The organism is Anaerophilus nitritigenes (assembly GCF_004138215.1).
Lineage (GTDB): Bacteria > Bacillota > Clostridia > Peptostreptococcales > Thermotaleaceae > Anaerophilus > Anaerophilus nitritogenes.
Genome location: NZ_RYYS01000032.1, coordinates 97244 through 123217, shown reverse-complemented (window position 1 = coordinate 123217; position 25974 = coordinate 97244). Strand labels below are relative to the sequence as shown.

The window sequence follows — 25974 nt, the reverse complement described above, 5'->3', positions numbered from 1 at the left end:
TCATCCTCTTATTACCAAATTTAAAAAACTATAAAGATTTTCAAACATATGTGTGAAAATATTCTCAAAGAAACCTACATATAAAGGCATCATGAGCAAAATCATCAAAAGTCCCACAAATATTTTCATAGGCATTCCTACTATAAAAACATTCATTTGAGGCATAGTACGAGCTAGTACTCCTAATACTACATTACAAATAAAAACTGTAACTAAAATAGGTGCACTCATTTTAAAAGCTATAATAAATGTACTTCTCATGATTTCTATTATTTTTTCAATCATACTCTCATGAATCACTAAACTATTTAACGGAACACTCGTAAAACTGTATTTTAAAGCATAAATGAGTGTATGATGTCCGTTCATAGAAAGAAAGATCAGTATTGCCATAATATAGAATAAATTTCCCATCAACGGTATTTGAGTATCATCTTGGGGATTCATTACTTCTGCCATTGAAAAACCTATCTGCATATCAATAATACTTCCTACTAAATAGATACAACTAAAAAACAAATAGCAAACAAATCCAATCATAAGCCCAGTTACTATTTCCTTAAAGCTTATAAAAAGCAAGCTATAAAAGCTTCCTATTATAAAGTTTTGTGGAACTTGTACAAATGGAAAAATAACCAACGATACAATAAACGAAAATCCTATTTTAATATGAGGAGGTATATTATTATGACTAAATACAGGTGCTGCTACAAAAATTCCTATTACTCTTGCAAATACCAACAAAACTATATCTATTTGATCTAGAATACTTTGTATGATTTCCACTATGCTTCATCCAATCTATTTTATAAAATGATTAAGATTTATAAATAAACTCTCTGTATAATCTACAATTCGATTTAAAATCCAAGGTCCAAAAACTATAATAGCAACTAATACAGATAATATTTTAGGTACAAATGCTAATGTTTGTTCTTGTATCTGGGTAGTTGCTTGAAACACACTGACTGCTAAGCCAACAATCAGCCCCAATAAAAGCATAGGAGCTGATAGCAATATAACATTTAGCATAGCTTCTTGCATTAAATCAATAATTTGACCTTCATTCATTCTATTCACCTCTACTTAAATCCCATAATTAAAGACTTAATAATAAGATTCCACCCATCTACCAATATAAATAATAAAATCTTAAACGGCATAGAAATCATGACAGGAGGAAGCATCATCATCCCCATAGACATAAGTGTACTTGATACGACCATATCTATTACTATAAAAGGAATAAATAATACATATCCTATTTGAAAACCAGTTTTTAATTCACTAATAATAAATGCTGGAATTAGTGCTTTCGTAGGAATATCTTCAAGCTTTTTAGGTTTTTCACTTCCTGAAATGTCAATAAAAAGAGATAAATCTTTTTCTCGTGTTTGCTTAAACATAAAACCTCTTACTGGCTTTAATGCATTATCTAGTGCAACTTCTTCTGAAATTTCTTGATTTAAATATGGCTGTATAGCTTTTTCATTAATCTCAGAACCTATAGGTGCCATAATAAAAAAAGTAAGAAATAATGCGAGTCCAATCAATACCTGATTTGGTGGTGTAGTTTGAGTGGCAATAGCTTTTCTGATAAATGACAATACAATAATAATTCTTGTAAAACAAGTCATCATCATCAAAATAGATGGTGCTAAAGCCAAAATAGTCAATATAAATAAAATTTGTATACTATTTGCTACTTCTTGAGGATTCTTTGCTTCATCTACAGTAAATCCCATTTTAGGAATAGGAATCTGAGGCTCTGCAAAAGATATATGAAATGAAGAAATTATAAAAATTATGATGACAAAAATAATAATCCATGTTTTTTTTGTGTGTTTTCTCTTCATTCTTTTTCGTCCTTATCTATATAATCTTTAGAATGTTGAGTTCTATTTTTTATATCTTTTAATTTTTCTACTATAAAACTTTTTACATCCTTATTAGGATCTTCTTCATAAAGGGAATGGTTTTTTTCATATATATCCAAAAAAGAATCAAACGAATTACTCTTTTGTGTATCTGAAATAATATTAATTTCATCCTCATTGATCTTATCTAATACATGGATATTTTGCTTTGTAGTAGCAATTAAATAATAAACATTCCCTACATGAATCATATAAATAGATTTATCTATTCCTAAAGAAATTTTTTCAATAATTTTTATATTTCTACTCTTCAAAAATGTATTCCCATTTTTAGCAATTAATCTCGTTACATAATATGCTCCAGCAATAATGAAACAAAAAATTATTAATACACTTAGCAAGTACTTGACATCTCCGAAAGTCATCTTTCTTCCTTCTTGTCTTTAGCCTAGCACTTTTTTTACAGCTTCTACAACTCTATCTGCTTGGAAAGGCTTTACAATAAAATCTGCAGCACCTGCTTGTATTGCTTCTATTACCATAGCTTGTTGTCCCATAGCAGAACACATAATAATCTTTGATCCTGGATTGATTTTTTTGATTTCTTTTACTGCTTGTATACCATCTACTTCTGGCATAGTAATATCCATAATCACCAACTCTGGATCTAATTCTTTATATTTTTCAATGGCTTTTGCACCATTTTCAGCTTCTCCTACTACATCAAATCCATACTTTATTAATACATCTTTAACCATCATTCTCATAAATGCAGCATCATCCACTACTAAAATTCCCTTTGACATCTTTATTCCTCCTTTTTATTTAATCTTACTTATTCTCTTTGTAGGATGTACCATATCTGTAATTCTAACTCCATAGTTTTCATCTATAACTACTACTTCTCCTTTAGCCATAAATTGACCATTTACCAATATATCTAAAGGTTCTCCTACTAACTTGTCTAATTCTATCACAGTTCCTTGTGCAAAAGATAAAATTTCACTAATTTTTCTAGAAGTTCTTCCTAATTCTACAGTAATTTCTAAAGGTACATCTCTAATCAAACTAATATTTTCTTTTTCTGCACTACTAAATCCTTCATCAAAAGATGGAAACTGTGCAGGTTGAACATTAACTGATTCCCTTCTATTCATATTTGTTTGCTGAGGTGCTTGATTGTAATGATATCCTACATCTGATTCTTGAGTAGGCATATTATATTGTGATGGTACGGATGAAGAAGATACATTTTTCTCATAAGAAGAATTTGTATTATTTTGCTCATTTGTTTCAATATTTGTAGAAGTCCCACTTAATAAATTATGCACCAAATCCTTTGCAAAATCAATAGGGATAATCTGCATGATTTCACTATCAATCAAATCTCCTACTACCATTCTAAATGCTACTTTTACGATTCTGTCAATATGACTAATAGATTCAAAATGTCCTGCTCCTGATGAAAAGTTTACAGACATTGCCTTAGGAGGATGAATGTCTATCTTACTACCAAACATTTCCGATAAAGAAGTAGATGCTGAACCTACCATTTGATTCATAGCTTCCCCTATAGCACTTAAATGAAGTTCTGTTAAATCTCCTGAAATATTTGTTCCATTCCCACCCATCATTAAATCTGTAATAACTTTTACATCATCTTCTTGTAGTACTAAAAGATTTGTTCCCTCTATTCCTTCTTTATATTTAACCTCTACAACAACAAATGGAAGAGGATACTGCTGTGCTAATTCATCCATTGTGAGTACTGAAACCTTTGGTGTTGTAATGGTAACTTTCTGTCCTAATAAAGTAAACAAAGTAGTTGCTGAAGTCCCCATGCTAATATTTCCAATTTCACCTAATGCATCTTTTTCATCCTCTGATAAATCTTCTTGTGAAGATTCTTCTGATTCGGACTCTGAAGACGTTCCCTTTAGCAACGCATCTATTTCCTCTTGTGAAAGCATATCTCCCATTCTAGTCATCTCCCTTCTCTATAACATCTTCTATTTGTATAGCCATTTTTTTCTTTTTACTACCTGGTTTTCCATAATATTTTAGTTTATTTCCTACCAAAATTTTTACAGGTTCTTGAATCAGTGTGTCTAATTCAATAACATCTCCTATTTGAAGATCTAAAAATTCACTTACAGTGATATGGGTGCTGCCTAGAACAGCTCTAATTGATGTTTGAGTTTTTTCTATTCTATGAACCAATATTTCTTCATCTTCTATGGTTCTTTCTTTATTTGTATTTGTAAACCAAAGTCTTGTATTTAACTTTGGTAATATGGGTTCAATCACCAAATGAGGAATACATAAATTGACCATTCCTTCTACTTCTCCAATTTTAATACTTAAAGTAACCAAAGCAATTGTTTCACTAGGTGATACAATTTGTGCAAATTGAGAATTTGTTTCAATTTTTTCAAGTTTAGGTTTTAACTCTATTACATTCTCCCAAGGTTCTTGGAAAAGTTTTAAAATTTGTTTTACCAATTTTTTCAATAAAGAAATTTCTATTTCTGTAAAACTCCTTGTTTCTTCTATAGGTTTTCCATTGCCTCCTAATATTCTATCAATAATCACAAAGGCAACCTCTGCTGTAATATCTAAAATGATTTGTCCTTCTAAGGGTGCAAACTCAATAATTGATAAAACAGCTGGATTAGACACTGAGTTAATAAATTCATGACTAGATAATTGTTCTACACTTAATACCTCAACTTGTGCTAAACTTCTTAAGTATCCAGACAAAAAAGTATTTAATAATCTTGCAAAATTTTCATGAATAATTTGTAGTGTACGCAATTGGTCTTTTGCAAATTTATCAGGTCTTCTAAAATCATATTTTTTCACTTTTGCTTCTTGTGTTTCTGCTGTAATTTCTTGGGCATCTACTTCCCCACTACTTAAAGCTTGTATTAGGGCATCGATTTCACTTTGTGACAATACATCTGACAATTACTATCCCCCCTTTTTTTATTGGACAATAAATTCTACAAAGAAAACATCCATGATTTCATCAGAGGGTATAACTTGTTTTATGGACTTTAAAACTTGTTGTCTTAGAGCTTTTTGTCCTTTTTCCCCAGATAATTCTTCTTCTGTCTTATTTCTTAATAATTCTAATATAGAATTCGTCATTTTAGGACGCTTCTCATCAAAAGTTTCTTTTAACTTTTCATTAATCGTTTCCACTTCTATATTTACTTTTAGTATCTTTCTACTATCTTTTACATTCGCATACATCTCTCCTATAGAATATGTGTAAGTTTTCATAGGTTTTACTGCTGTTTGTTGTTCTCCTCTTTGCTGTGTAGCAAAGTAAAATGTAGCACCCATTACCATAGCCATTAAAAGAAAGCCTACTATACTAAATAACATAATTTTTTTTGTTGTCATTTTCCTACGCCCCTTCTGAGCATTTTAGTAATATGATTTTGAAAAATCAGAACGAAGTATTACAATATCTACTCTTCTATTTTTTCCTTTGTTTTCTAGTGTGTCATTCGGTGCAACAGGATGATACTCACTGTATCCTGATGCTGAGAGCCTACCTGGATCTAATTCTGCTCCTTCAATAAAATATCTTACTACATTAGAAGATCTAGTTACTGATAATTCCCAATTAGTAGGGAACTTTTTTGAATAAAGAATTGGATCAGAATCTGTATGTCCTTCTACCCTTATATACTTCTCAACAAATTCTTCTTTTTTTAATAAATCAGATAAAAAAGACAAAGTTTGTATAGCAATAGGTTTTAATTCTGCACGCCCTGAATCAAATAATACATTATCCTTAAATCTAAGAAGTAATCCTTTAGCATTCAAATCTACAAGAATTTGATCCTTCATTCCTTCTCTTTCCAAATAAGCATCTAACTCTTCTTTTAATTTTTTAAAATCCTCTAATTCTTCTAATTGTTTTGTAGTTTTATCATCATCTAAAGCATCATTAACATAAGGTGAAGTCTCAATAGTTTTTCCACCTTTTAGCACTCCCAAAGACCCTTGAACAGATTGCATTACTGCTTCAAATTTTTGAACATCAATACTTGAGAAAGCAAATAGAAGAACGAAAAAGCAAAGGAGTAAGGTCATCATGTCGCTAAAGGTTGTCATCCATTCAGGAGCACCCATTTTAACCTCTTGCTGTTTCTTTTTAGCCATCTATCCCTCCACTCCCTCTTTTTGAACAGACTCTTTTCTTTCTTTTGGTGGTAAAAATGATTTTAACTTTATTTCTATAATTCTAGGATTTTCTCCAGCTTGAATAGATAAAAGTCCTTCTACCATTACTTCTTTAATCATGATTTCTTCTCTACTTCTAAGTTTTAACTTTGCTGCCATAGGTATAAAAATTAAATTTGCAAATAAAGCTCCATAAAAAGTAGTGATGAGTGCAACCGCCATACTTGGTCCTACTGATGAAGGGTCTTCTAGTGTCTTTAACATATTAATAAGTCCAATAAGTGTTCCTATCATCCCAAAAGCTGGTGCTAGACTTCCTAATGTATCAAAAATACTCCTTCCATCACCATGTCTTTCTTCTAAAAAAGCTAGTTCTGTCTCTAATATATTTCTTACCAATTCAGGATCTGTTCCATCTACGATGAGCATAACTCCTTTTTTTAAGAAATCATCATCTATTTTATCTGATGCTTCCTCTAGTGCTAGTAGTCCTTCTCTTCTTGCAATATTGGCAATATCAATGATTTTTCCAATAACGTCTGAAGCATTCATGTTTTTAGTAGCAAAAGCTTTTTTGGCTACTACTACAGCATCTTTAACTTTGTTAAGAGGATAGGCTACCAAGCAACCTGCAATAGTTCCTCCTAAAACAATTACAATAGATGTAATATCAACAAAGGATGAGAGCTCTCCACTTAATAAAATTCCCCACACTACTAATCCTAATCCTGCAACAATCCCTAATATCGTAGCTAAATCCAAAGCCTACACCTCGTTTCTTAAGGAATTAAACTTTATGTCTATTTGTGAAAAAATCTTTTGTTTATACTTTATAATTTTATCAATCATTTGATCAACATCTTCTAATACTACAATTTTTTTTCCTGTTGTAAGAGTAATCACCGTATCTGGTGTAGACTCAATAGATTCTATTAAATCACAATTGATCATATATTTTTTTCCGCTTAATCTAGTTACTTTAATCATACGCATCTTCCTTTAAGTTTCCGGGCTATAAAAGCCCGGAAAGATTATCTTTTAATATTTACTAATTCTTGTAACATTTCATCTGTTGTAGTGATTACTCTAGAGTTTGCTTGAAAACCTCTTTGAGTCGTAATCATGTCTGTAAATTCTTTTCCTAAATCTACATTAGACATTTCTAAACGTCCTGGGGCTATAGCTGCAAAACCACTTTCTCCTGGTTTTCCTACAATAGCAGTTCCAGAGTTTTCTGTGTCTTTAAACAAATTATCAGAAGTTTTTAAGAGTCCAGAGGGATTTTTAAATTTAGCAATCGCTACTCTTCCTATTACGCTTCTTTGACCATTTGTAAATGACCCTTCAATACTTCCATCAGATCCTATACTAAATTCATCTAAGCTTCCTTGTTTGTATCCAGTCTTTCTTGTAGCAGTTAGAGTAGATTCATTGGAAAATTGAGTCACTGCTGCTTTTCCATTTTCATCTTGAAAAGATAAATTGAAATTAAATCCTTCTGCACCTGTTATAAATTTATTATTTGGATCTTTACCTGCTGGTGGATATACTCCTATGTTTACTTGAGGTAAAACAATGTTTCCATCTGCAAAAGTACAATCTATCGGTGCATTTGCCGCACTATTAATTTCTATGGTTTCACTACCTACTGGAGTTATGACAACTTCCCACTCATTCGGTTTGATAAGATCTTCTATTTTAGGATCTTCTGTGCCTGTCCATGCCACTTTTCCATCTGGATCATTCCAATAATTATTATCTTCCATTTTTCTTCTAAATTCAATTTTTACTTCATGAGCTCCTCCTAGTTGATCATATACAACTGTAGTAGTGGATTTTCCAATTAATTGTTCTTTAGAAATAAAATATTCTGTAGCTCCTGCATTATCCTTTTTAACTACTTCTGCTTTAAGTCCTGTATCAGCATTTATATTTCCTTCTAGTAATACATCTTTTGTTTTAGACAGTTCATTTCCATCTGCTGATGTAGCTCCTGTTACTTTAGCTGGAAAAGTCATGGCTTTAGAAATCACCAATCCCTCTAAAGTAGATTTTAATTCAGACTTTTCTCCTATACTTTCTGCTCTATAACCTAAAACTTTAAGACCTTCTGATGTAACTAAATTTCCATCTCTGTCTAATCCAAAATTACCTGCTCTTGTATAGCTTTTATTTAAAAAGTTTACATCATCAGATACCATGAAAAATCCATCTCCACTAATCATCAAATCTGTAGCACTACCAGTTGTTTCTGGAGTTCCTGTAGTATGTATAGTATTCATAGCTCCTATACTAACTCCTAGACCTATTTGCTGAGGATTTGTACCTCCTCTTCCTTCTTGTGGAGCAGATCCTCCTCGAAGAGTTTGATTAAAAGCTTCTTTAAATGTCATTGTTCCTTTTTTAAACCCTACTGTATTAACATTTGCAATATTGTTACCAATCACGTCCATCTTTGATTGATGTACACCAAGACCTGATACTGCTGAATACATAGAACGCATCATTTTGACATAACCTCCTTTTGCTGTATTATACCTTCTCTATCATTTAAAGGTACATAGCCTCCTTGTTCAGGTCCAGCTATATAATTACAGCACCATCTATATTTGTAAATACATTTTCTTTTAGTTGTTCATTTGTTGCTACTGTAATAATTGTTTTATTTTTTACACTGGCAACAAATGCTTTATTGTCCATAAGAATCAAGGCTTCTTTAATTCCTTTTTGATCTGCTTTTGAAACAGCTTCATTAATTTTTGTCATTTCCTTTGAATTAATATGAATATTTCTAGCTTCTAATCTTTCTGTTGCATGTTTTGAAAATTTTACTTCTTTGTCTATAGTTTGTTGAAAAACCTGTTCAAATCCTATAGGCTGTGTCTGTCTTTTAGGCGATAAAATTTGTCCCTGAGGTTTTATATGATGAATCATGATTTTATTCATCTTTATTTCCCTCCATTATCAGTTTCTTTGCTTGGTTGATCTTCTTTTGGAACCTCTTCTTTAGGAGGAACTGGATCTGTAGTAGGAGGCTTAATTCCATATTGTTCTAATGCTTTGTTTAATTTGATCATCTCTTGTAGCATTTCTTTACTAAGATTATAATTTAGCTTATTCACCTCTAAATTCAAATCATTTCCATATTTCATTTCTTCTTTTAATTCATTCATACTTGTATTTAGATTTTGCATTTGCTCTAAACTACTAAATTGTGCCATTTGTGCAAGCATTTCCTTATCCTCTACAGGATTTAATGGATCTTGATATTTAAGTTGAGTAACTAACAAATGTAAGAAATCATCTTTTTCTACAATATTTTTTTTCTTTTGATCCTTTGTAGGTTGCGTATTATTATTCATCACACTATCTACTTTTGCAGAAATTTTCTCCATATTCTCACCTCCTAAGCTAAACCATCTATTTGCATGGTATTCTCTGATCGAATTATATTTTGCACTTCCTCTATTGCTGGTTCATACGAAGATCTTTCATTGCCTCTTTTATTATTTTTTTTCTTTGAATTCATAAAATTTTGTTGTTGCTCAAAACTCGAATTTTCTCCGATGCTTACATTAAGCTGTTCAATTCCAAATCCTTTGGCATTTAATGAATCTCTTAACGCATTAAAATTAGATTCTAACACTTCTTTTACGGCTTGATTTTCAGCTACAATATTAGCTACCACAATACCTCTTTCAACTTCTATCTTCATAGATAATTTCCCTAAATGATCTGGTTTTAGTTGGAGTGTCATTTCTGAAGCATTTTCTTTTAAAATAACCTCTCCTTTGTCTACAATTTGTTCTAATATATTTTGAAAATTTGTTCTTTGTATAGTGTTTTCTATTGCATTAGAATTTGTGTGTATAGTTTCTTGATCTATCATAACTGGATTTGAAATGTTTTGTATCATTTGATCATTAATTTCAATTTTTTGTGCTTTATGAGCAAAAAAAACCATATTATTTTCTTGTTTTTTAGGATCAAGTGATACCAACTCTTTTGATGAATCTTTGCTCTCTTTTTTATTGATTTTAGATTCTAAGTTTTCAAAGTCATTTACATTTAGATGTTCTTCCTCTAAAACTTCATACTCTTGTTTTATTTTTTCAGATACATAAGTATTTTTCATTGCTCTTACGTCTGCAACTACAACTTCTTTTAATTGGAATAATTTTTCCGCATATTTAGGATCTATTTCTTCTTCATATTCTTTTAGCATAGTTTGAATTTGACTTATCAACTTATTCACTTGATTGTTTATTTCTATTTTATCCATCATATTAGTAGCTTCATCATCTATATTGCTAATTATTTGTGCTGTATCTAATTGTATTTCTTTTATGTTTCCTAATAAATCAGAACTATTTTCTTCTTTGATTTCTTTGGATGCAATAAAAGCTGCCATTTCAGCTAGTACATCTAGTAGCTCCATCATATCTTTTTTTGTAGATTCTTTTGATTTGTTATCTATTATTTTGTCTGTATCAACTACTTTATCTTTTTTATCAGTTTTGTCTGCTTGATCTACTTTATCTGTTGTACATACTGTTTTATCATTATCTTGTATAGATGTAGTAGGTAGAGTATCATCTTTCTTATTTTTTGCTGTGTCTTGTTGTTGTATTTTTTTAGTGCTTTTATCTTTCATTTGAGAGTTATGTTTGTCTACCTTTTGAGTAAATATAGTATCAAATTTTTCGCAATTTGTGTTTTTCTCTTTTTTAACTGATTTATAATCTGTTGATGCAGCTTTATTTACATTTAAATTTATCATTCCTTTATCCATTGTTTTCACCCCCTTTCTTATTTCTCTATGGTAATGTTAATTTTTTAGATATTTCAGATGCTAATTTTTGATCTATTGTCATAAGCATTTGAGCTACAGTTTTATCTTTAAGTCTTTTTAATATCTCTATAGCAATTTGTTGATCTGTGATTACAATATCTTCTTTGTTCTCAAAAGTATATCTTTGAGTAGTGTTTTTACTTTTAAATAATTTCTCAATCATTATCCCTATTTCTTGAGGCTCCATTTTGTTATAGATCTTTACTAAATTATCAATTTTTTTATCAAATTCTGTATAAATTTGAATAGCATTTATAATGTCTTTTGTTAGTGTATCTGTTCCTTTTTCTAAAATTTCATCTACCTTTATTTGCTCAAATAACTCATACATAAACTCTTTATCTTCTACTTGAGATAATACTTTGGCTACTTGAGTCATATTCATATTTCTATAGATAGTAGATAAATCTTCTATAGTGTATTTTTGGCTATTTCCGATATTTTCCACTAGTTTTTCTGGTTGTTCTTCATTATAGATGCTTGCTGTATTGATTAGTTCCTTTTCTTTATCTTTGATTTGATTTAAAAGTTCTTTTGCTTGTTTTTGTTTCTTATTAGAACTATAATTAGAAATGAGTCTATATGACATTTCTTCATCTAAAAAATTAAGTGTAGTTGCAGCTTTTTTTTCATTAATTTGTTCTAAAATCAAACCTAGTTCTTTATAAGAAATCCATTCATTCATCAAATTGTCTTGTATTTCTTGTACAATATTAAGTATAGATAATCCTTCGTAATATTTTGCCTTTTCCTTGATTTGTTCTTTTCTATCCTTTTCAATTTGATCTAAAGTAGCTGTTAATATATCTTTTTTCATAGAATTTTGTCTAATTCTTTCTAAAATAACTTCTGTTTTTCTATTGTCCATTTGAGTCATCATTTTTACAAGCTCTGTATATAATTTTTCATCATCTTTTTGTATAATCAGTAATTTATCAGAAGCACTTTCTTCATCTAGATTTACAAAATATCTCGCAACGTCTCTTTTTTGTTCTTCTCTTTCCTCTTTCGTTGGAAAGCTTTCAAAATACGAGCCTATAAAAGGTGCCTTTGTCAAATATTTATTTGCAGTATATTGAAAATTATCATTTGTAAAATAGACGACTATGCTAATGACAATAGGAACCATAATAAATGCGAGAATAATCTTTATAATCAATTTTCCTATTCCCATTTCTTTTGATTCTTCTTGTTCCATTTCTTTGTCCTTTGCCATTTTCTCCCCCTAATTACTACTAAAATTTTTAAAAGTAACTAATTGATCAATAAAATTTGCTTCTTCTTTTTTTTGTTCTTCATAAAAAGTTTCTTTTGCTTTTTCTTTTAGTTTTTCAAATGTCTTTTTTTCTTTGGAAGCTTGGATCAATTCATTTCTACATGTTATAATTTCATTATTGCATTTTTCAATTTTCACCATTTGATTGTCTATTGTTTTTTTTAAACCAGCTAAATACGTATGATAACTTTTTAAATGTCCCACATTTACACCCATCTCCATTTTGGAAGCAACATGAAGATGACAATTTGTTTGATCCATTTCTAAATTTGTTAAATATATTTTTTCACTTTCAAGCTTAGATTGCGCTTGATTGAGTTTTCCCTTTTTTACATCTTCATATTTTTGTTTTACTTCTAATAAATTTTCATACCTAAATTTAAAACCGTGCAACCAAATCACTCCCTACTTTAGAAGGTTTTTCATTTGTAAAAGAGATTCTTGATAATCTATTTTTTCATGAATTCCTTGCTTTAAATAATCATTGAGTGGATCAATCATTTCTATAGCATGATCAATTTTAGGATTGGTCCCTTTTACATATGCACCTATATTAATTAAGTCTTCCGCTTCTTTATAGACAGCTAATATATTTTTAAATTCATCAGAAAGCTTTTGATGATCCTCATCTACAATATTAGGCATTACCCGACTTACACTTGCTAAAAGATCTATGGCTGGATAATGATTTTTATTGGCTAATTTCCTGGACAAAACAATATGTCCATCTAATATTCCTCTGGCTGTATCTGTAATTGGTTCTGTTAAGTCATCTCCATCTACTAAAACCGTATATAAAGCTGTAATAGATCCTTTGTCAGAATTTCCTGATCTTTCCAAGAGTTTAGGTAGAGCTGCAAATACCGAAGGGGTATATCCTTTTGTTACAGGAGGCTCTCCTACAGCTAATCCTACCTCTCGTTGTGCCATTGAAAAACGAGTTAATGAGTCCATTAAAAGCATTACATTTTTACCTGTATCTCTAAAATACTCAGCAATAGAAGTAGCAAGTAAAGCCCCTTTTAATCTTACTAAGGCTGGCTGATCTGATGTTGCAATCACCAATACAGATCTTTTTAATCCTTCCTCTTGTAGATCATTTTCAATAAATTCTCTTACTTCTCTCCCTCTTTCTCCAATAAGAGCAATCACATTTACATCGGCTTGTGTATTTCTTGCAATCATTCCCATTAAAGTACTTTTTCCTACTCCACTACCTGCAAAGATTCCTATCCTTTGTCCTTCTCCACAAGTTAATAATCCATCTATGACTCTAACCCCTAATGACAAAACTTTTTCGATTTTTTTTCTTTGCAATGGGTTTGGGGGTTGATTGTTAACTGGATATTTCTTTGTACTATTGATTCTTCCTTGATCGTCTATCGGATTTCCTAAGCCATCTAAAACACGTCCTAAAAGATCCTCTCCTACATTGACTGTTAAAGTATCTCCTGTTGCTAGTACTTTACTTCCAGGTCCTATTCCATCCATTTCACCTAATGGCATTAAGAGAACTTTTTCATCTTTAAAGCCTACTACCTCTGCTTGAATAGGTGTGTCTTGTTTTAATGGATAAATAAGACACAATTCCCCTAGTTTTACTGCAGGTCCTAAAGATTCTATAGTAAGTCCTACAACACGTGAAACCTTTCCACTATATTTGATAAAGTTGCCAGTTTCCACAGCATATTTGTACTTATTTAGGCTTATCATAGATCTTTTCACTCGCTCTCTAATAATTCATAAAATAATGATTTTACTTGTTCAAACTGTGTTTGTATACTTGCATCTACACTTCCAGAAATAGTATCAATCATGCAGCTTCCTTTTGTCAAAGTAGCATCTTGTTTGATCATGATATCATCAATATTTTCTGCTAAACATAGTATTTTATCTTTTGCACCATTTACATATTCATAATCTTTTGGACTTACTCTTAAAGTTATAGTTTCTGTATAAGCACATTTATTGAGTCCTGATTGAATAAGTCCTATAATAACTTCATGAGAATTTTCTACTTTGTCATTAAGTATTTTCTCTACAGTTTGAATGACTAAATCAATCATTTCTTTCTCTAAGTTTTTTACTAAATTTTCTTTTGTCTTCAATATTTCTTTTTTAATCTGTAGAGCTTCTTCAATAAGATTTTGTGCTTCCTCTTTGCCTTTTATATACCCCTCAACATGTCCTTTTTCACACCCATTTTTATACCCATCTTCTTGTGCTTGTTCATGTATTTTTTTTGCATCCTCTTGAGCATCCTTTATAATTTGCTCTGCATAATTTTTAGACTCATTTATTTTTTCTTGTATAAGCAGTTCAATTTCTTCCATTTTTTGTTTGTGTATTTTTTCATAATCAATATCTTCATAAGGATTTTTAACAGGACTTTCTTCTTGATCTTCATCTTTTGAAATATTTTCTGGCACAATTTGTTTTTTCTCGCCTAGAATCACATAAGAGGACTTAAAAATTTTAGACAATGATTTCATCTCCTCCTCCACGAGATATTATAATTTCTCCAGCTTCTTCAAGTTTTCTAATAGCATTTACGATTTTTTGTTGTGCTTCCTCTACATCTTTTAATCGAACTGGTCCCATAAATTCCATATCTTCTTTGATCATTTCTGCCATACGTTTAGACATGTTGTTAAAGATAACTTCTTGTACTTCCTCCGTAGAACCTTTTAATGCAACTGCAAGTTCATTATTGTCTACATCACGTATAAATCTTTGAATAGATGTACTATCTAATGTAATAATATCTTCAAATACAAACATTCTCTTTTTAATTTCTTCTGCCAATTCAACATCTTCAATTTCAAGTGATTCCATAATAAACTTCTCTGTTCCTCGATCTACAGCATTTAATAAATCCACAATTGCTTGTATTCCTCCAGCAGATGTGTAGTCTTGTGTAACCATAGAAGATAATTTGCTTTCTAATACAGCTTCCACTTCTTTAATAATTTCAGGTGTAGTTCTATCCATAGTTGCAATACGTTTTGCAACTTCTGCTTGTTTATTTTGAGGAAGAGCTGAAACAATTTGTCCTGCCTGTTGTGGTCCTAAGTAAGATAAAATCAATGCAATTGTTTGCGGATGCTCGTTTTGAATAAAGTTTAACAATTGACTAGCATCTGCTTTTCTTACAAAGTCAAAAGGTCTTACTTGTAAAGAAGCCGTAAGCTTATTTACAATATCAAATGCTTTTTCTGAACCTAGTGCTTTTTCTAAGATCTCTTTTGCATAATTGATTCCACCCTCAGAAATATATTCTTGTGCCAAACAAATTTGATAAAATTCTTCCAACACCTTCTCTTTTTCTTCAGGAGAAATTCTTCTCATGTTTGCAATTTCTAAAGTTAATTCTTCTATTTCCTCTTCTTGAAGATGTTTAAAAATCTTTGCTGACTTATCAGGTCCTAAAGAGATTAATAGTACAGCTGCTTTTTCTTTCCCTGTCAATCCTGTTTTTTTAGCCATCCCCTACACCTCTAATCTTCGTTAATCCAATTTTTAAGCAGTTGTGCTGTAGCTTCTGGATTTTTATCAATAAATTTGTCAATCTGTTTTTTATACTCTGATTTTTCGCTTACTTCTATTTCGATTTCACTTGCCTCTTCTTCTAATGTTGGAATAGGAGTCTCTAGTATCTCCTCCATTTCCTCTTTTCTTTTTCTTACTCTATATACGGTATATCCTAAGGCTCCTATTAACAATGCACCTAATATAGCCATAGCCCATAATGGAATTGCTTCTAACCCTTTAGGTTCTTTTTGCATATTTGCAAGTTCATCTGCTAAGGTATTATCGAAATCTTTTGCCATTACTTCTACAACTTTGGTGTCTATTCCTGTAGATGCAGATACAATATTCATTACTTTTTTGCGTTCTTCATCTGTAAGTTCCTGGTTAGGAAGTGTTTGCTTATTTAAAACTACCGCAACTGTAATATCTTTCACTTGCCCTTTAGCTTTTACAAGCTTTTTATTCATCTCATTTAATTCATAATTAATAATCTCATTAGATTTTTTATATTTCGAATGATTATTTTCAGTTTCTTCATATTGTACAATATCTTCTGAGTTTGTATCTGTTCCTGGAACTCCACCTTCCATACCATTGACTACTTCTTCTTTTAGATCATTCATACTTCTAACAAGTCCTGTTGTTTCATCTTTAATTGGTGGTGCGAACTCTTTTACATCTGTTACTTCACTATCAAAATCAAGTTTTACATTGACCATAACCGCCACGTTTTCAGGACCATATATAGTAGCTAAAAATTCTGTTAAGCTATTTTGCATTTTATTTTGTACTTGATGTTGAAGGTTTAATTGGGTAGATGCCTCAAAAGCTTCATCTTCAGTATCTTTATTTAAAACCTGTCCACGATTATCTACCACAGTTACATTTTCTGAGTCTAAATCTTTTACTGCATTAGAAACAATCATTATAATTCCATTGACTTGATCTTTAGATAACTGAACTTTAGGCTCTAGTTCTACAAATACAGATGCTTTTGATTTTTTATCTTGCATTAAAAAATTTGTATCTTCTGCTACAGTTAAATTAACTTTTGCATTTTTCACTCCTTGAATTTCTCTAATAACATTAGATAATTCATTTTTTTGGGCAATTAAAAATCTTTTGCCTCTCTCTTCATTTGTCATGGTTAAACTACTATTGTCTAGCATTTGTTCATATGAAAAATCTTCTTTTGGAAGACCTTCTACTGCTAAATTTGCTTGTGCTTTGTTTTTATCTTCTTTTTTTACTAAAATACTACTTCCTGTATCATTCGTTTTCCAAGGTATAGACATTTCGTCAAGCTTTTGGGTTATTTCTCCTCGATCTTTTGGTGTAATATCATTAAATAAAGTTTCATATTCAGGTTTTAAAGTAAGATGAAATAATAATGCCATACTCACAATTACTAATAATCCGCTAATGCCAATTTTAATTTTTTGTGCTTTACTCAACTGTTTATAAAAATCATTTAACTGTTCTTTTATTTGTTCTAGCCCACTGCCCATCAATCCACCTCATTTCTTATGGATAAAATCATTTTTAAACTTGTAATCTCATAATTTCTTTATAGGCATCTAGAACTTTATTTTTGACTTCTACAGTGAATTGTAAAGCAATTTCAGATTTTTCAGCGGCTATCATAACTTCATGAATATTATCAATTTCTCCTAAGGCTGCTAGGGTATCCATTTTTTCTGATTCTACTTGATAATCATTGACTTTGTCTAGTGCATCCTTTAAAAAACTCGAAAAGTTTTCTGATTGATCTATTTTCCTTGAATTATAAGAAGTATCTTTTGTAGCTATATTCATAATACTATTTATATTCATTTTAAAATCCTCCATTTTCACTATCTACCAATTTCTAATGCCTTCATTGCCATACTTTTTGTAGAATTCATAGCTGTTACATTTGCCTCATAAGATCTCGTAGCAGAAATCATGTTCACCATTTCAGTAACAATATCCACATTAGGCATTTGTACATATCCTTCCTTGTCTGCATCAGGATGTCCTGGATTATAAACTTTTTTAAATGGACTTTTATCTTCTTTAATACCAATAACTTCCACTCCATTACCCACAGGTTCTCCATTTTTTACTTGGCTTAACACTTGTGAAAAAGATGCATCTACTTGCTTAAATACTGGGACTTGCCTTCGATACGGAGTTCCACTGCTAGTCCTTGTGGTATTTGCATTTGCTATATTTTTTGAAATGATATCCATCCTTAATCTTTCTGCTGTCAATCCTGATGCATTTATATTAATAGAATGAAACATTCCCATAAAAAGTTACCTCCCATCTTTTATTATCATTTTTAATTTTTTAAAATTAGAATTTATTCTCTGTGAAACCATATTGAATCGAATTGTATTTTTGGCCAATTCTGCCATTTCTACATCTACATCTACATTGTTTCCATCTTTTCTGTATTTGCTGTTTAAATCTTTTGTCTTCATAGGTTTGATATCCTCTATATTTTGCTTTCCTATAAATAAGTGTTTCTCATGGGTTCGTGCTCCTTGTATAGACGAAGTAGCCAAATTTTCTTTTAAAATAGATTCAAATTGAACCATATTTCTTTTATATTTAGGTGTATTTGCATTTGCAATATTATTGGATATGGCTTCATCTCTCATCCAAGAAGCATCTAATGATTTTTTCAAAACATTTATATTTCCAAAAGATTTGTTAAAAATATCCATTTTTTTCCCCCTACTATTCTATTACATATTCTATAATTATCCTATCTTATTTTTGTTTTATGCAATTATTATATTTCGACATAAATTGCATTTTCCCTTCATTTTTCCCATGCCATTTTATTACAAAGTTCTTCTTTTCTCATCTCATTATACTACATTTATACATAATTTGTTATGAATCTGCCTAAAATAGGAAATAGGAACTATATGTGTGGAATTTCCAATATTTAAAATCTATATTTATCAAATACAGCATTTATTATATAATAAAAAAAAAATTTTTGGGAAAATTTATCAATAGATTTTTTAAAATATCCGAATAGAAAAAATGGATATTTTCTCAATTTTATCAAAAGTATTTTTTTCAAAATAAAAAAACAACCTTTAGGTTGTTTTTTTATCTCTTTAACTTTTCTAATTCTTCTGTTAGTTTATCATTTAAAATTTTAATATGTGTCCCTTTCATACCTAATGATCTAGATTCAATCACTCCTGCACTTTCAAATTTTCTCAGTGCATTCACAATAACAGATCTTGTAATTCCTACTCTATCTGCAATTTTACTAGCTACTAAAAGTCCTTCGCTACCTTCTAATTCGTCAAAGATATGCTCAACAGCTTCAAGTTCTGAATAAGAAAGAGTACCAATTGCCATTTGTACAACAGCTTTTTTTCTTGCCTCTTCTTCAATTTCTTCACTTTTTGCTCTTAAAATTTCCATACCTACCACTGTAGCACTATATTCTGCTAAGATCAAATCTTCATCTATAAACATCTTATCATGTCTTGATAAAATTAATGTACCTAATCTTTGTCCACTTCCATTAATAGGAACAACTGTTACAAGCTTATCAGTGCTTTCTACATCATACTTGAAGATTTCTAATAGTTCATCTCCAGTTACATTGTATCTAGTTTCTGTTATTTTCATAAATTGTTCATTGTATTCATCTGGGAATTTTTGTCTTCCTGTATCAGAATCTGTAATAATAGGATTTTCTGAATCATCTATTAAATTTACTCCTAATACTTTCCCTTTCTTGCTACTTACATACACATTAGCATCTAGTACTTGACTTAAAGTTTTACATAATTCCGAAAATGAAACAGGTATATTTCCTGATTGTTGAAGTATTTTGTTGAGTTTTCTTGTTTTTTCTAATAATGTCTTACTCATTTGAATCCTCCTTGTAATATTTTTCTTATAGTATCGTGTATGAGTTATTCATCAAACTCTTATTTTTAGTTTGCTCTTTTATACAAAAATAATTTTTTATAATACATAGAAAATTATGTATTGAATAAGATTATTATTCAAAATACTTTTAATCATTTCTGTTTTTAAAATCTTCTTAAAATTCAAGCCTTGCCAATCCCTATTCCATTTAGCATGGATTCTTTTGAGATTGGTTGCCATCACAATCATTATTTTTCATGTTAAGTATTCTCTGAACAAACCACAAGCAATGGTATCACATTTTTGTAATTTATTCAACATATAATTTTAAAATTATTCAATTTTTTCGATTTATTCATTAGGTTCTTCAACTCTTTTATATTTGCATTCTTTATTAGAACATTGAATTAAAATATCTTTTTTTCTGATTTTTTTGATCAAAATAGCTTCACACTCTGGACATTTTTCATTAATAGGTCTACCCCATGTCATAAAATTACAATTTGGAAAACTTCCACATCCATAAAATAGCCTTCCCTTTTTCGATCTTCTTTCTACTAGTTCTCCCTCACATTTAGGACACTCTACTCCTATTTTTTTTAAAAAAGGCCTTGTATGTTCACATTCCGGATATGAAGAACATGCTAAAAACTTTCCATACTTTCCATATTTAATCACCATATTTTTACCACAAACTTCACAAATTTCATCAGTCTCTTCTTCAATCAATTCTATTTTTTTTATTTCTTCTTCTGCATATTTTAGAGTTTTTTCAAAAGGCTTATAAAATTCGTCAATTACCTTCATCCACTCTACTTGATCTTCTTCAATTTTATCTAATTGTTCTTCTAACTCTGCAGTAAAATATTCATCTAAAATATCTGGAAAATATGATCTCAATAAATCGGTAACAACAATTCCCAATTCTGTAGGTTTCAATGCTTTACTTTCTCTTTCTACATACCCTCGACTCAATATAGTAGATATAATCGGAGCATATGTACTAGGTCTTCCTATATTTTTTTCTTCTAATTCTTTTACCAAGGAAGCCTCTGTAAATCTTGCTGGTGGTTGAGTAAAATGTTGTTTAGGATCTAACTTTTTTAATATCATCTCTTGATCTTTTAGAACTTCTGGAATTTCATTATCTGAAATAGCACCATAAGTATATACCTTCAAAAATCCATCAAATACTAATTTTGATCCATTTGCTTTTAGTAAATATTCCTGATTTACAATATCCACTGCATAAGTTTGATAAAGAGCATATTTCATTTGACTTGCTACAAATCTTTCCCAAATGAGTTTATATAGTTGATATTGTTCTTTACTAAGGGAAGATTTAATTTTTTCAGGTGATCTTTCTACATCAGTAGGTCTTATCGCTTCATGAGCATCTTGTGCATCTTTTTTTGTTTTATATTTTTTTTCTTCTTCTGGTATATATTCCATTCCATAATTTTCTATAATATATTTTTTAGATCCTTCCTGTGCTTCATTAGAAACTCGTGTAGAATCCGTTCTAATATAAGTAATTAAACCTACACTACCTTCTCCCTCTACATCTACTCCTTCATACAACTGCTGTGCTACAATCATGGTTTTTTTAGTAGTATATCCTAATCTATTTGCAGCTTCTTGTTGCAAACTACTAGTGGTAAAAGGAGGATATGGATTTCTCTTTTTTTCTTTTCTTTTTACTTCATTTACACAAAATTTTCCTTTTTCAAGATCTTTGATCACTTTTTCTACTTCATCTTTATTTCCTAGTTCCATTTTTTCTTTAATAGTTCCATAAAACTTTGCATCAAAGCTTTCATGAGTACTATCATTTATAAAACTACCTACAATACTCCAATATTCCTTAGGTACAAAACCTTCAATTGCTTTTTCTCTATCACATATAATCTTTGTCGCAACAGATTGTACTCTTCCTGCACTCAAACCTTTTCTAATTTTTCTCCATAAAAGTGGACTAATGCTATATCCTACCAATCGATCTAAAATACGTCTTGCTTGTTGTGCATCTACTAAAGTTTTGTTAATTTTTCTAGGATTTTTCACTGCATTTTTAATAGCATTTTTTGTGATTTCATTAAATTCAATCCTACATTTTTCATTTTCATCAATATCTAGTATATGAGCTAAATGCCATGAAATAGCTTCTCCCTCTCTATCTGGGTCAGTTGCCAGTAAAACTTTTTTGGCTTTTTTAACCTCTTTTTTTAATTCCTTAATCACAGGACCTTTTCCTCTGATGGTTATATAGTGAGGTTCATAACTATTTTCAATATCTATACCCATTTTACTTTTAGGTAGATCTCTCACATGACCAACGGAAGCAGCCACTTTATAGTTTTTCCCCAAAAACTTTCCAATCGTTTTAGCTTTTGCTGGAGATTCTACAATCACTAAAGATTTTGCCACAACTTCACCCCCACTTGTTAAAGCAATAGTAATTATATCAAAAACCTTTCCAAATTTCAAAACATTATCTGAATAGTCATTTTACCATAAATAAATTTCCTGGCAACTGTTGAATTATATCTTTTAATTCCAAAATTGTAAGAATCCCATTGATTTGATCTATTCTTAATTTTAATTGTCGACAAATTAATTCCAAATGAATAGGTTGACTTTTCATAATGATATAATAAATTTCTTTCTCAACTTCACTCAGGTACATTAAGTTTTTCATTTGATCTGGATTTTTTCCAATATTTAATTCTTCTAATACATCTTCTATATTGATTACTAATTTTGCACCTTGTTGAATCAATTTATTTGTTCCTTCACTTAAAGGATTATTGATATTTCCAGGTACTGCAAACACCTCTTTTCCTTGTTCTAATGCAAGCTCGGCACTAATTAAGGAACCACTTTTTATTCCTGCTTCTACTACAATGAGTCCCTTAGAAATACCACTAATAATTCTATTTCTAGCAGGAAAATGTTGCGAAAGTGGCTCTGTATCTACTACATATTCAGATAAGACTGCTCCATTTTTCTCAATTTCTAGCATTAATTTTTGATTTGTCTTAGGATAACATATATTCAACCCACATCCTAATACAGCGATTGTTCTGCCTCCATGCTCTAAGGCTCCTTTATGAGCCATTGTATCCACTCCATAAGCCATACCACTTACTACAGTAATTTTCCTTTTAGCAAGCTCTTTTGCAAGATGATAAGCTACATATTTTCCATAAGCTGAAGCTTTTCTAGCTCCTACTATGGCTACTGCATTTGTATCTTCATCTAAAATATTTCCTCTTTTAAATAGTAAGTATGGAGCATTGTAAATATATTTTAGATCTTTTGGATATTCCTTATCATTTTTAATTATAACATCTATTTTATATTGTTCCATTTTTTCTCTCCACTGAGAAATCATAGATAAATCTTTATTTTCTATTATGTTATGAATAACACTTTTATTTATTCCACTTAGCTTTTTTATATCCTCTATAGAAGCATTGTAAATATTTTTTGCATTTCCAAATTTTTTAATTAAGTACTCTATAGTTTGGTTTCCTACCCCATGGATACTATGTAACCATAATAAATAATCTTTTTCATTCATTCTACCCATCCTTTGTTATGCTCCCCAAAACTTCCGATCTAAACTTCTATATTGAATTGCCTCTGCAATATGATTTGTTTTAATTTCTTGACTTCCATCTAAATCCGCTATAGTACGACTTAATTTAATAATTCGAGTATAAGCTCTAGCACTAAGTCCTAGTTTGTCAAATGCATTTTCCATTAATTTTTTCTCTTGCTCTTCTAGTTTGCAGTACTTTTTCATTTGATTCCCATTTAATTGAGAATTAAACAATATACGATCACTTTTGTATCTTGTTAATTGACTTTTTCTTGCTTTTTCTACACTTTGCCTCATTTGAGTAGAACTTTTGCCTTCTCTTTCTTTTGATAATTCTTCGTAAGAAATAGGAGAAACCTCTATATGCATATCTATACGATCTAGTAATGGTCCCGAAATTTTTGATAAATATTTTTTAATTTGTGTTGGTGTACAAGTACATTCATGAGATGAATCTCCATAATAACCACAAGGGCATGGATTCATACTTGCTAACAAAATAAATTTAGAAGGATATGTAAAATTTCCATATAATCTTGCAACGGTAACCTCTTCATCTTCAATGGGTTGACGTAACATTTCTAAAACTCTTCTCTCAAATTCAGGAAGTTCATCTAAAAATAAAACACCATAATGAGATAGGGAAACTTCTCCAGGTTTTGGTTTTCTTCCTCCTCCTACTAGTGCTGTACTAGAAATTGTGTGATGTGGTGCTCTAAAAGGTCTTTTTTGAATTAAAGATAAATGATTCGAAAGCTCTCCTGCCACACTATAAATTTTAGTAACTTCTAAACACTCTTCATAAGTCATTTCAGGAAGAATACTTGGAAAACATCTTGCTAACATAGTTTTTCCAGATCCAGGAGGCCCTATCATCAGGATGTTGTGTCCTCCTGCTGCTGCAATTTCAAATGCTCTTTTAATCAATTCCTGACCACGTACATTTGAGAAATCTTCTTTTGGATCATATTCTTTTGTTATATGTATATTGGCTTTATAAGGGTCAATACCTACTTCTCCCTTTAGATATTCAATCACATTTGATAAATGATCACAAGGATAGATCTCTACATCTTCAATCATAGCTCCTTCATCAGCATTTTCTATAGGTAATATAATTTTTTTAATTCCTTGATTTCTAAGTCCAATCACAAGGGGAAGAGCCCCTGTTATTTTATTTAGTTTTCCATTTAAAGATAACTCTCCAATAAAAGCAAATTTTTCTATGTCTGCATTTTCTAATTGTTCAGATGCTTGTAAAATTCCTAAAGCCATAGATAAATCAAAATGAGTTCCTTCTTTTTTTGTATTGGCTGGAGCCAAATTTATTGTAATCCTCTTTAGCGGAAAATCAAATCCTGAATTTTTAATAGCAGCTCTAATTCTCTCTTTTGATTCTTTTACAGCCACATCCGGAAGTCCTACAATATTCAAAGCAGGAAGACCATTAGAAATATCTACTTCTACCTCTGTGATATCTCCATCTAAACCATTTAAAACACAACTATAAGCTCTTGATAACAATTTAAAAGCCTCCTTGATTCAATAAATATACTTTTAATTATTACATATTCATCAAATTATATTCACAATATGATGAATCAAAGGATTTTTAGAATTGTTCATAATAATTTCTATTCCATCAAAACGAAAATCGCAGTCTTTGATATTCTTTGTCTGTAAATAATACTCTCCTGTATGTAATAAATGCATTTTCTTTTTTTGATTGATAGCTTCTATAGGTCTTCCATAGGATAAATCTTTCCTTGTTTTTACTTCTACAAATACATATGTATTGTTTTTATAAGCAATAATATCTATCTCTCCAAAATAACATCTATAATTTATAGTGATAACCTTATATTTTGATTTTTTTAAATGCTTTACTGCAATTTCCTCTCCTAATCTACCCAACTCTTTTGGATTCATGAAAAATTACTTCCTTTTATATATATTCTCCCCTTTGATGTAAACACTGTTAAAATTTATGTTATTCATTTTTAAAAACATTTATTCACATACATTTTTTGTAAAATGTCTTTTATATATTCACTATTTTTCTGAATATTTAATTATTTTTTATATGTAAAAAGATAGCTCATGCCCTCTTCATTGATTCTCCAGTATTTTCTCTACTATATTTTAGACCATCTTCTTAGTAAAAAAAGAAAAACACTACATCAAATTTAATAAATAGTTATTGTAACTACCATGCTTTTTATTTTATATATTTTTAAAATACCAAAATTAATTTAAAAAGTAGTTCACCTAACTTCAAAAAAATTAATGCTTAAAACCCTTTAGCCACTCTTACGTTTCTTTTAATCTATAGGAATTCCATTCATATCTACAATAAATGATTTTCTTCTATCTTTTCCTATCAGTTGTTTTTACTCCTTTTAAATTAGATGATATTTTATTATATAATTTTAATATATCCATCGATTTTTCAAAAGTTTTAGAGCTTTTTCTCTATAATAATTTAAATCATATGTATTATCTGATCTCTTACAACATAAATATTAAATTTTATCAAAGTTAATATCATCATTGATCAAATATGTAGGTATATTGGGGATAGGATATATCATAGCTAGAAGTCACAGGAAAAGCCCTTGGATCATATTTAGGTTGTAAATTATCAACAGGTATATTTAACAAAACCATATAATAAAGAATCTACAACATATTATTTTTTCTTATATTTCTCCTCCTACTATGCTACAATATACTCAAACACGTGTTCTTT

29 protein-coding genes are annotated in these 25974 nt (G+C 30.1%); all 29 read right to left on the bottom strand.

Annotated elements, in window-relative coordinates:
* Complete coding sequence (gene fliR / locus EK368_RS04840; protein ID WP_165000325.1) at positions 1-786, bottom strand: flagellar biosynthetic protein FliR; 786 nt, start codon at positions 784-786, stop codon at positions 1-3.
* Positions 787-801: 15 nt separating this feature from the next.
* Positions 802-1071, bottom strand: coding sequence for a flagellar biosynthesis protein FliQ (fliQ, locus tag EK368_RS04835; protein ID WP_129596957.1), 270 nt, complete (start codon positions 1069-1071; stop codon positions 802-804).
* An 11-nt stretch (positions 1072-1082) separates the two neighbouring features.
* Positions 1083-1856, bottom strand: a complete 774-nt coding sequence (gene fliP / locus EK368_RS04830) for a flagellar type III secretion system pore protein FliP (protein ID WP_129596955.1) — start codon at positions 1854-1856, stop codon at positions 1083-1085.
* The gene (locus tag EK368_RS04825) at positions 1853-2302 is read right to left on the bottom strand and encodes a flagellar biosynthetic protein FliO (RefSeq protein WP_129596953.1); all 450 of its coding nucleotides are present in this window, start codon (positions 2300-2302) and stop codon (positions 1853-1855) included. The genes fliP and EK368_RS04825 overlap by 4 nt, the downstream gene beginning before the upstream one ends.
* An 18-nt stretch (positions 2303-2320) precedes the next feature.
* The gene (locus tag EK368_RS04820) at positions 2321-2683 is read right to left on the bottom strand and encodes a response regulator (RefSeq protein WP_129596951.1); all 363 of its coding nucleotides are present in this window, start codon (positions 2681-2683) and stop codon (positions 2321-2323) included.
* Positions 2684-2698: 15 nt separating this feature from the next.
* Complete coding sequence (gene fliY / locus EK368_RS04815; protein ID WP_129596949.1) at positions 2699-3856, bottom strand: flagellar motor switch phosphatase FliY; 1158 nt, start codon at positions 3854-3856, stop codon at positions 2699-2701.
* Position 3857: 1 nt separating this feature from the next.
* Complete coding sequence (gene fliM / locus EK368_RS04810) at positions 3858-4844, bottom strand: flagellar motor switch protein FliM (protein WP_129596947.1); 987 nt, start codon at positions 4842-4844, stop codon at positions 3858-3860.
* 18 nt (positions 4845-4862) lie between these two features.
* Positions 4863-5285 (bottom strand): flagellar basal body-associated FliL family protein, encoded by a 423-nt coding sequence (locus tag EK368_RS04805; protein ID WP_129596945.1) that lies wholly within the window; start codon positions 5283-5285, stop codon positions 4863-4865.
* 24 nt (positions 5286-5309) lie between these two features.
* Positions 5310-6053: a flagellar motor protein MotB gene (locus EK368_RS04800; RefSeq protein ID WP_129596943.1), complete on the bottom strand. Its 744-nt coding sequence runs from the start codon at positions 6051-6053 to the stop codon at positions 5310-5312.
* Positions 6054-6836 (bottom strand): motility protein A, encoded by a 783-nt coding sequence (locus tag EK368_RS04795; RefSeq protein WP_129596941.1) that lies wholly within the window; start codon positions 6834-6836, stop codon positions 6054-6056. It abuts the gene before it with no gap.
* A gap of 3 nt (positions 6837-6839) precedes the next feature.
* Entirely contained in the window at positions 6840-7061 is a 222-nt protein-coding gene (locus EK368_RS04790) for a flagellar FlbD family protein (RefSeq protein ID WP_129596939.1), read from the bottom strand.
* Between the two features lie 44 nt (positions 7062-7105).
* Complete coding sequence (locus EK368_RS04785; RefSeq protein ID WP_129596937.1) at positions 7106-8581, bottom strand: flagellar hook protein FlgE; 1476 nt, start codon at positions 8579-8581, stop codon at positions 7106-7108.
* A 76-nt stretch (positions 8582-8657) separates the two neighbouring features.
* Positions 8658-9020, bottom strand: coding sequence for a TIGR02530 family flagellar biosynthesis protein (locus tag EK368_RS04780; protein WP_129596935.1), 363 nt, complete (start codon positions 9018-9020; stop codon positions 8658-8660).
* Positions 9021-9022: 2 nt separating this feature from the next.
* Entirely contained in the window at positions 9023-9469 is a 447-nt protein-coding gene (locus tag EK368_RS15350) for a flagellar hook assembly protein FlgD (protein WP_129596933.1), read from the bottom strand.
* Between the two features lie 11 nt (positions 9470-9480).
* The gene (locus EK368_RS04770; protein WP_129596931.1) at positions 9481-10866 is read right to left on the bottom strand and encodes a flagellar hook-length control protein FliK; all 1386 of its coding nucleotides are present in this window, start codon (positions 10864-10866) and stop codon (positions 9481-9483) included.
* Between the two features lie 25 nt (positions 10867-10891).
* Positions 10892-12142, bottom strand: coding sequence for a hypothetical protein (locus EK368_RS04765; RefSeq protein ID WP_129596929.1), 1251 nt, complete (start codon positions 12140-12142; stop codon positions 10892-10894).
* Between the two features lie 9 nt (positions 12143-12151).
* Positions 12152-12595, bottom strand: coding sequence for a flagellar export protein FliJ (gene fliJ / locus EK368_RS04760; RefSeq protein WP_165000324.1), 444 nt, complete (start codon positions 12593-12595; stop codon positions 12152-12154).
* Between the two features lie 12 nt (positions 12596-12607).
* On the bottom strand, positions 12608-13915 hold the full coding sequence (gene fliI, locus EK368_RS04755; RefSeq protein WP_129596925.1) for a flagellar protein export ATPase FliI: 1308 nt from the start codon (positions 13913-13915) through the stop codon (positions 12608-12610).
* 8 nt (positions 13916-13923) lie between these two features.
* Positions 13924-14685: a FliH/SctL family protein gene (locus tag EK368_RS04750; protein ID WP_165000323.1), complete on the bottom strand. Its 762-nt coding sequence runs from the start codon at positions 14683-14685 to the stop codon at positions 13924-13926.
* A complete protein-coding gene (fliG, locus tag EK368_RS04745) occupies positions 14678-15688 on the bottom strand; it encodes a flagellar motor switch protein FliG (RefSeq protein WP_129596922.1) in 1011 nt (336 codons plus the stop codon). Before fliG ends, EK368_RS04750 begins: the two co-directional genes overlap by 8 nt.
* Before the next feature lie 11 nt (positions 15689-15699).
* Positions 15700-17241, bottom strand: a complete 1542-nt coding sequence (gene fliF, locus EK368_RS04740) for a flagellar basal-body MS-ring/collar protein FliF (protein WP_129596920.1) — start codon at positions 17239-17241, stop codon at positions 15700-15702.
* Positions 17242-17275: 34 nt separating this feature from the next.
* Complete coding sequence (gene fliE / locus EK368_RS04735; protein WP_129596918.1) at positions 17276-17566, bottom strand: flagellar hook-basal body complex protein FliE; 291 nt, start codon at positions 17564-17566, stop codon at positions 17276-17278.
* A 20-nt stretch (positions 17567-17586) separates the two neighbouring features.
* Complete coding sequence (flgC, locus tag EK368_RS04730; protein ID WP_129596916.1) at positions 17587-18024, bottom strand: flagellar basal body rod protein FlgC; 438 nt, start codon at positions 18022-18024, stop codon at positions 17587-17589.
* Between the two features lie 6 nt (positions 18025-18030).
* Complete coding sequence (gene flgB, locus EK368_RS04725; protein ID WP_129596914.1) at positions 18031-18444, bottom strand: flagellar basal body rod protein FlgB; 414 nt, start codon at positions 18442-18444, stop codon at positions 18031-18033.
* Positions 18445-18841: 397 nt separating this feature from the next.
* The gene (gene codY, locus EK368_RS04720) at positions 18842-19621 is read right to left on the bottom strand and encodes a GTP-sensing pleiotropic transcriptional regulator CodY (RefSeq protein ID WP_129596912.1); all 780 of its coding nucleotides are present in this window, start codon (positions 19619-19621) and stop codon (positions 18842-18844) included.
* Between the two features lie 351 nt (positions 19622-19972).
* Positions 19973-22048: a type I DNA topoisomerase gene (topA, locus tag EK368_RS04715; RefSeq protein WP_129596910.1), complete on the bottom strand. Its 2076-nt coding sequence runs from the start codon at positions 22046-22048 to the stop codon at positions 19973-19975.
* A gap of 76 nt (positions 22049-22124) precedes the next feature.
* Positions 22125-23204 (bottom strand): DNA-processing protein DprA, encoded by a 1080-nt coding sequence (dprA, locus tag EK368_RS04710; protein WP_165000322.1) that lies wholly within the window; start codon positions 23202-23204, stop codon positions 22125-22127.
* A 15-nt stretch (positions 23205-23219) separates the two neighbouring features.
* Complete coding sequence (locus EK368_RS04705) at positions 23220-24749, bottom strand: YifB family Mg chelatase-like AAA ATPase (RefSeq protein ID WP_129596907.1); 1530 nt, start codon at positions 24747-24749, stop codon at positions 23220-23222.
* A gap of 51 nt (positions 24750-24800) precedes the next feature.
* Entirely contained in the window at positions 24801-25154 is a 354-nt protein-coding gene (locus EK368_RS04700; protein WP_129596905.1) for a YraN family protein, read from the bottom strand.
* Positions 25155-25974 lie beyond the last annotated feature (820 nt).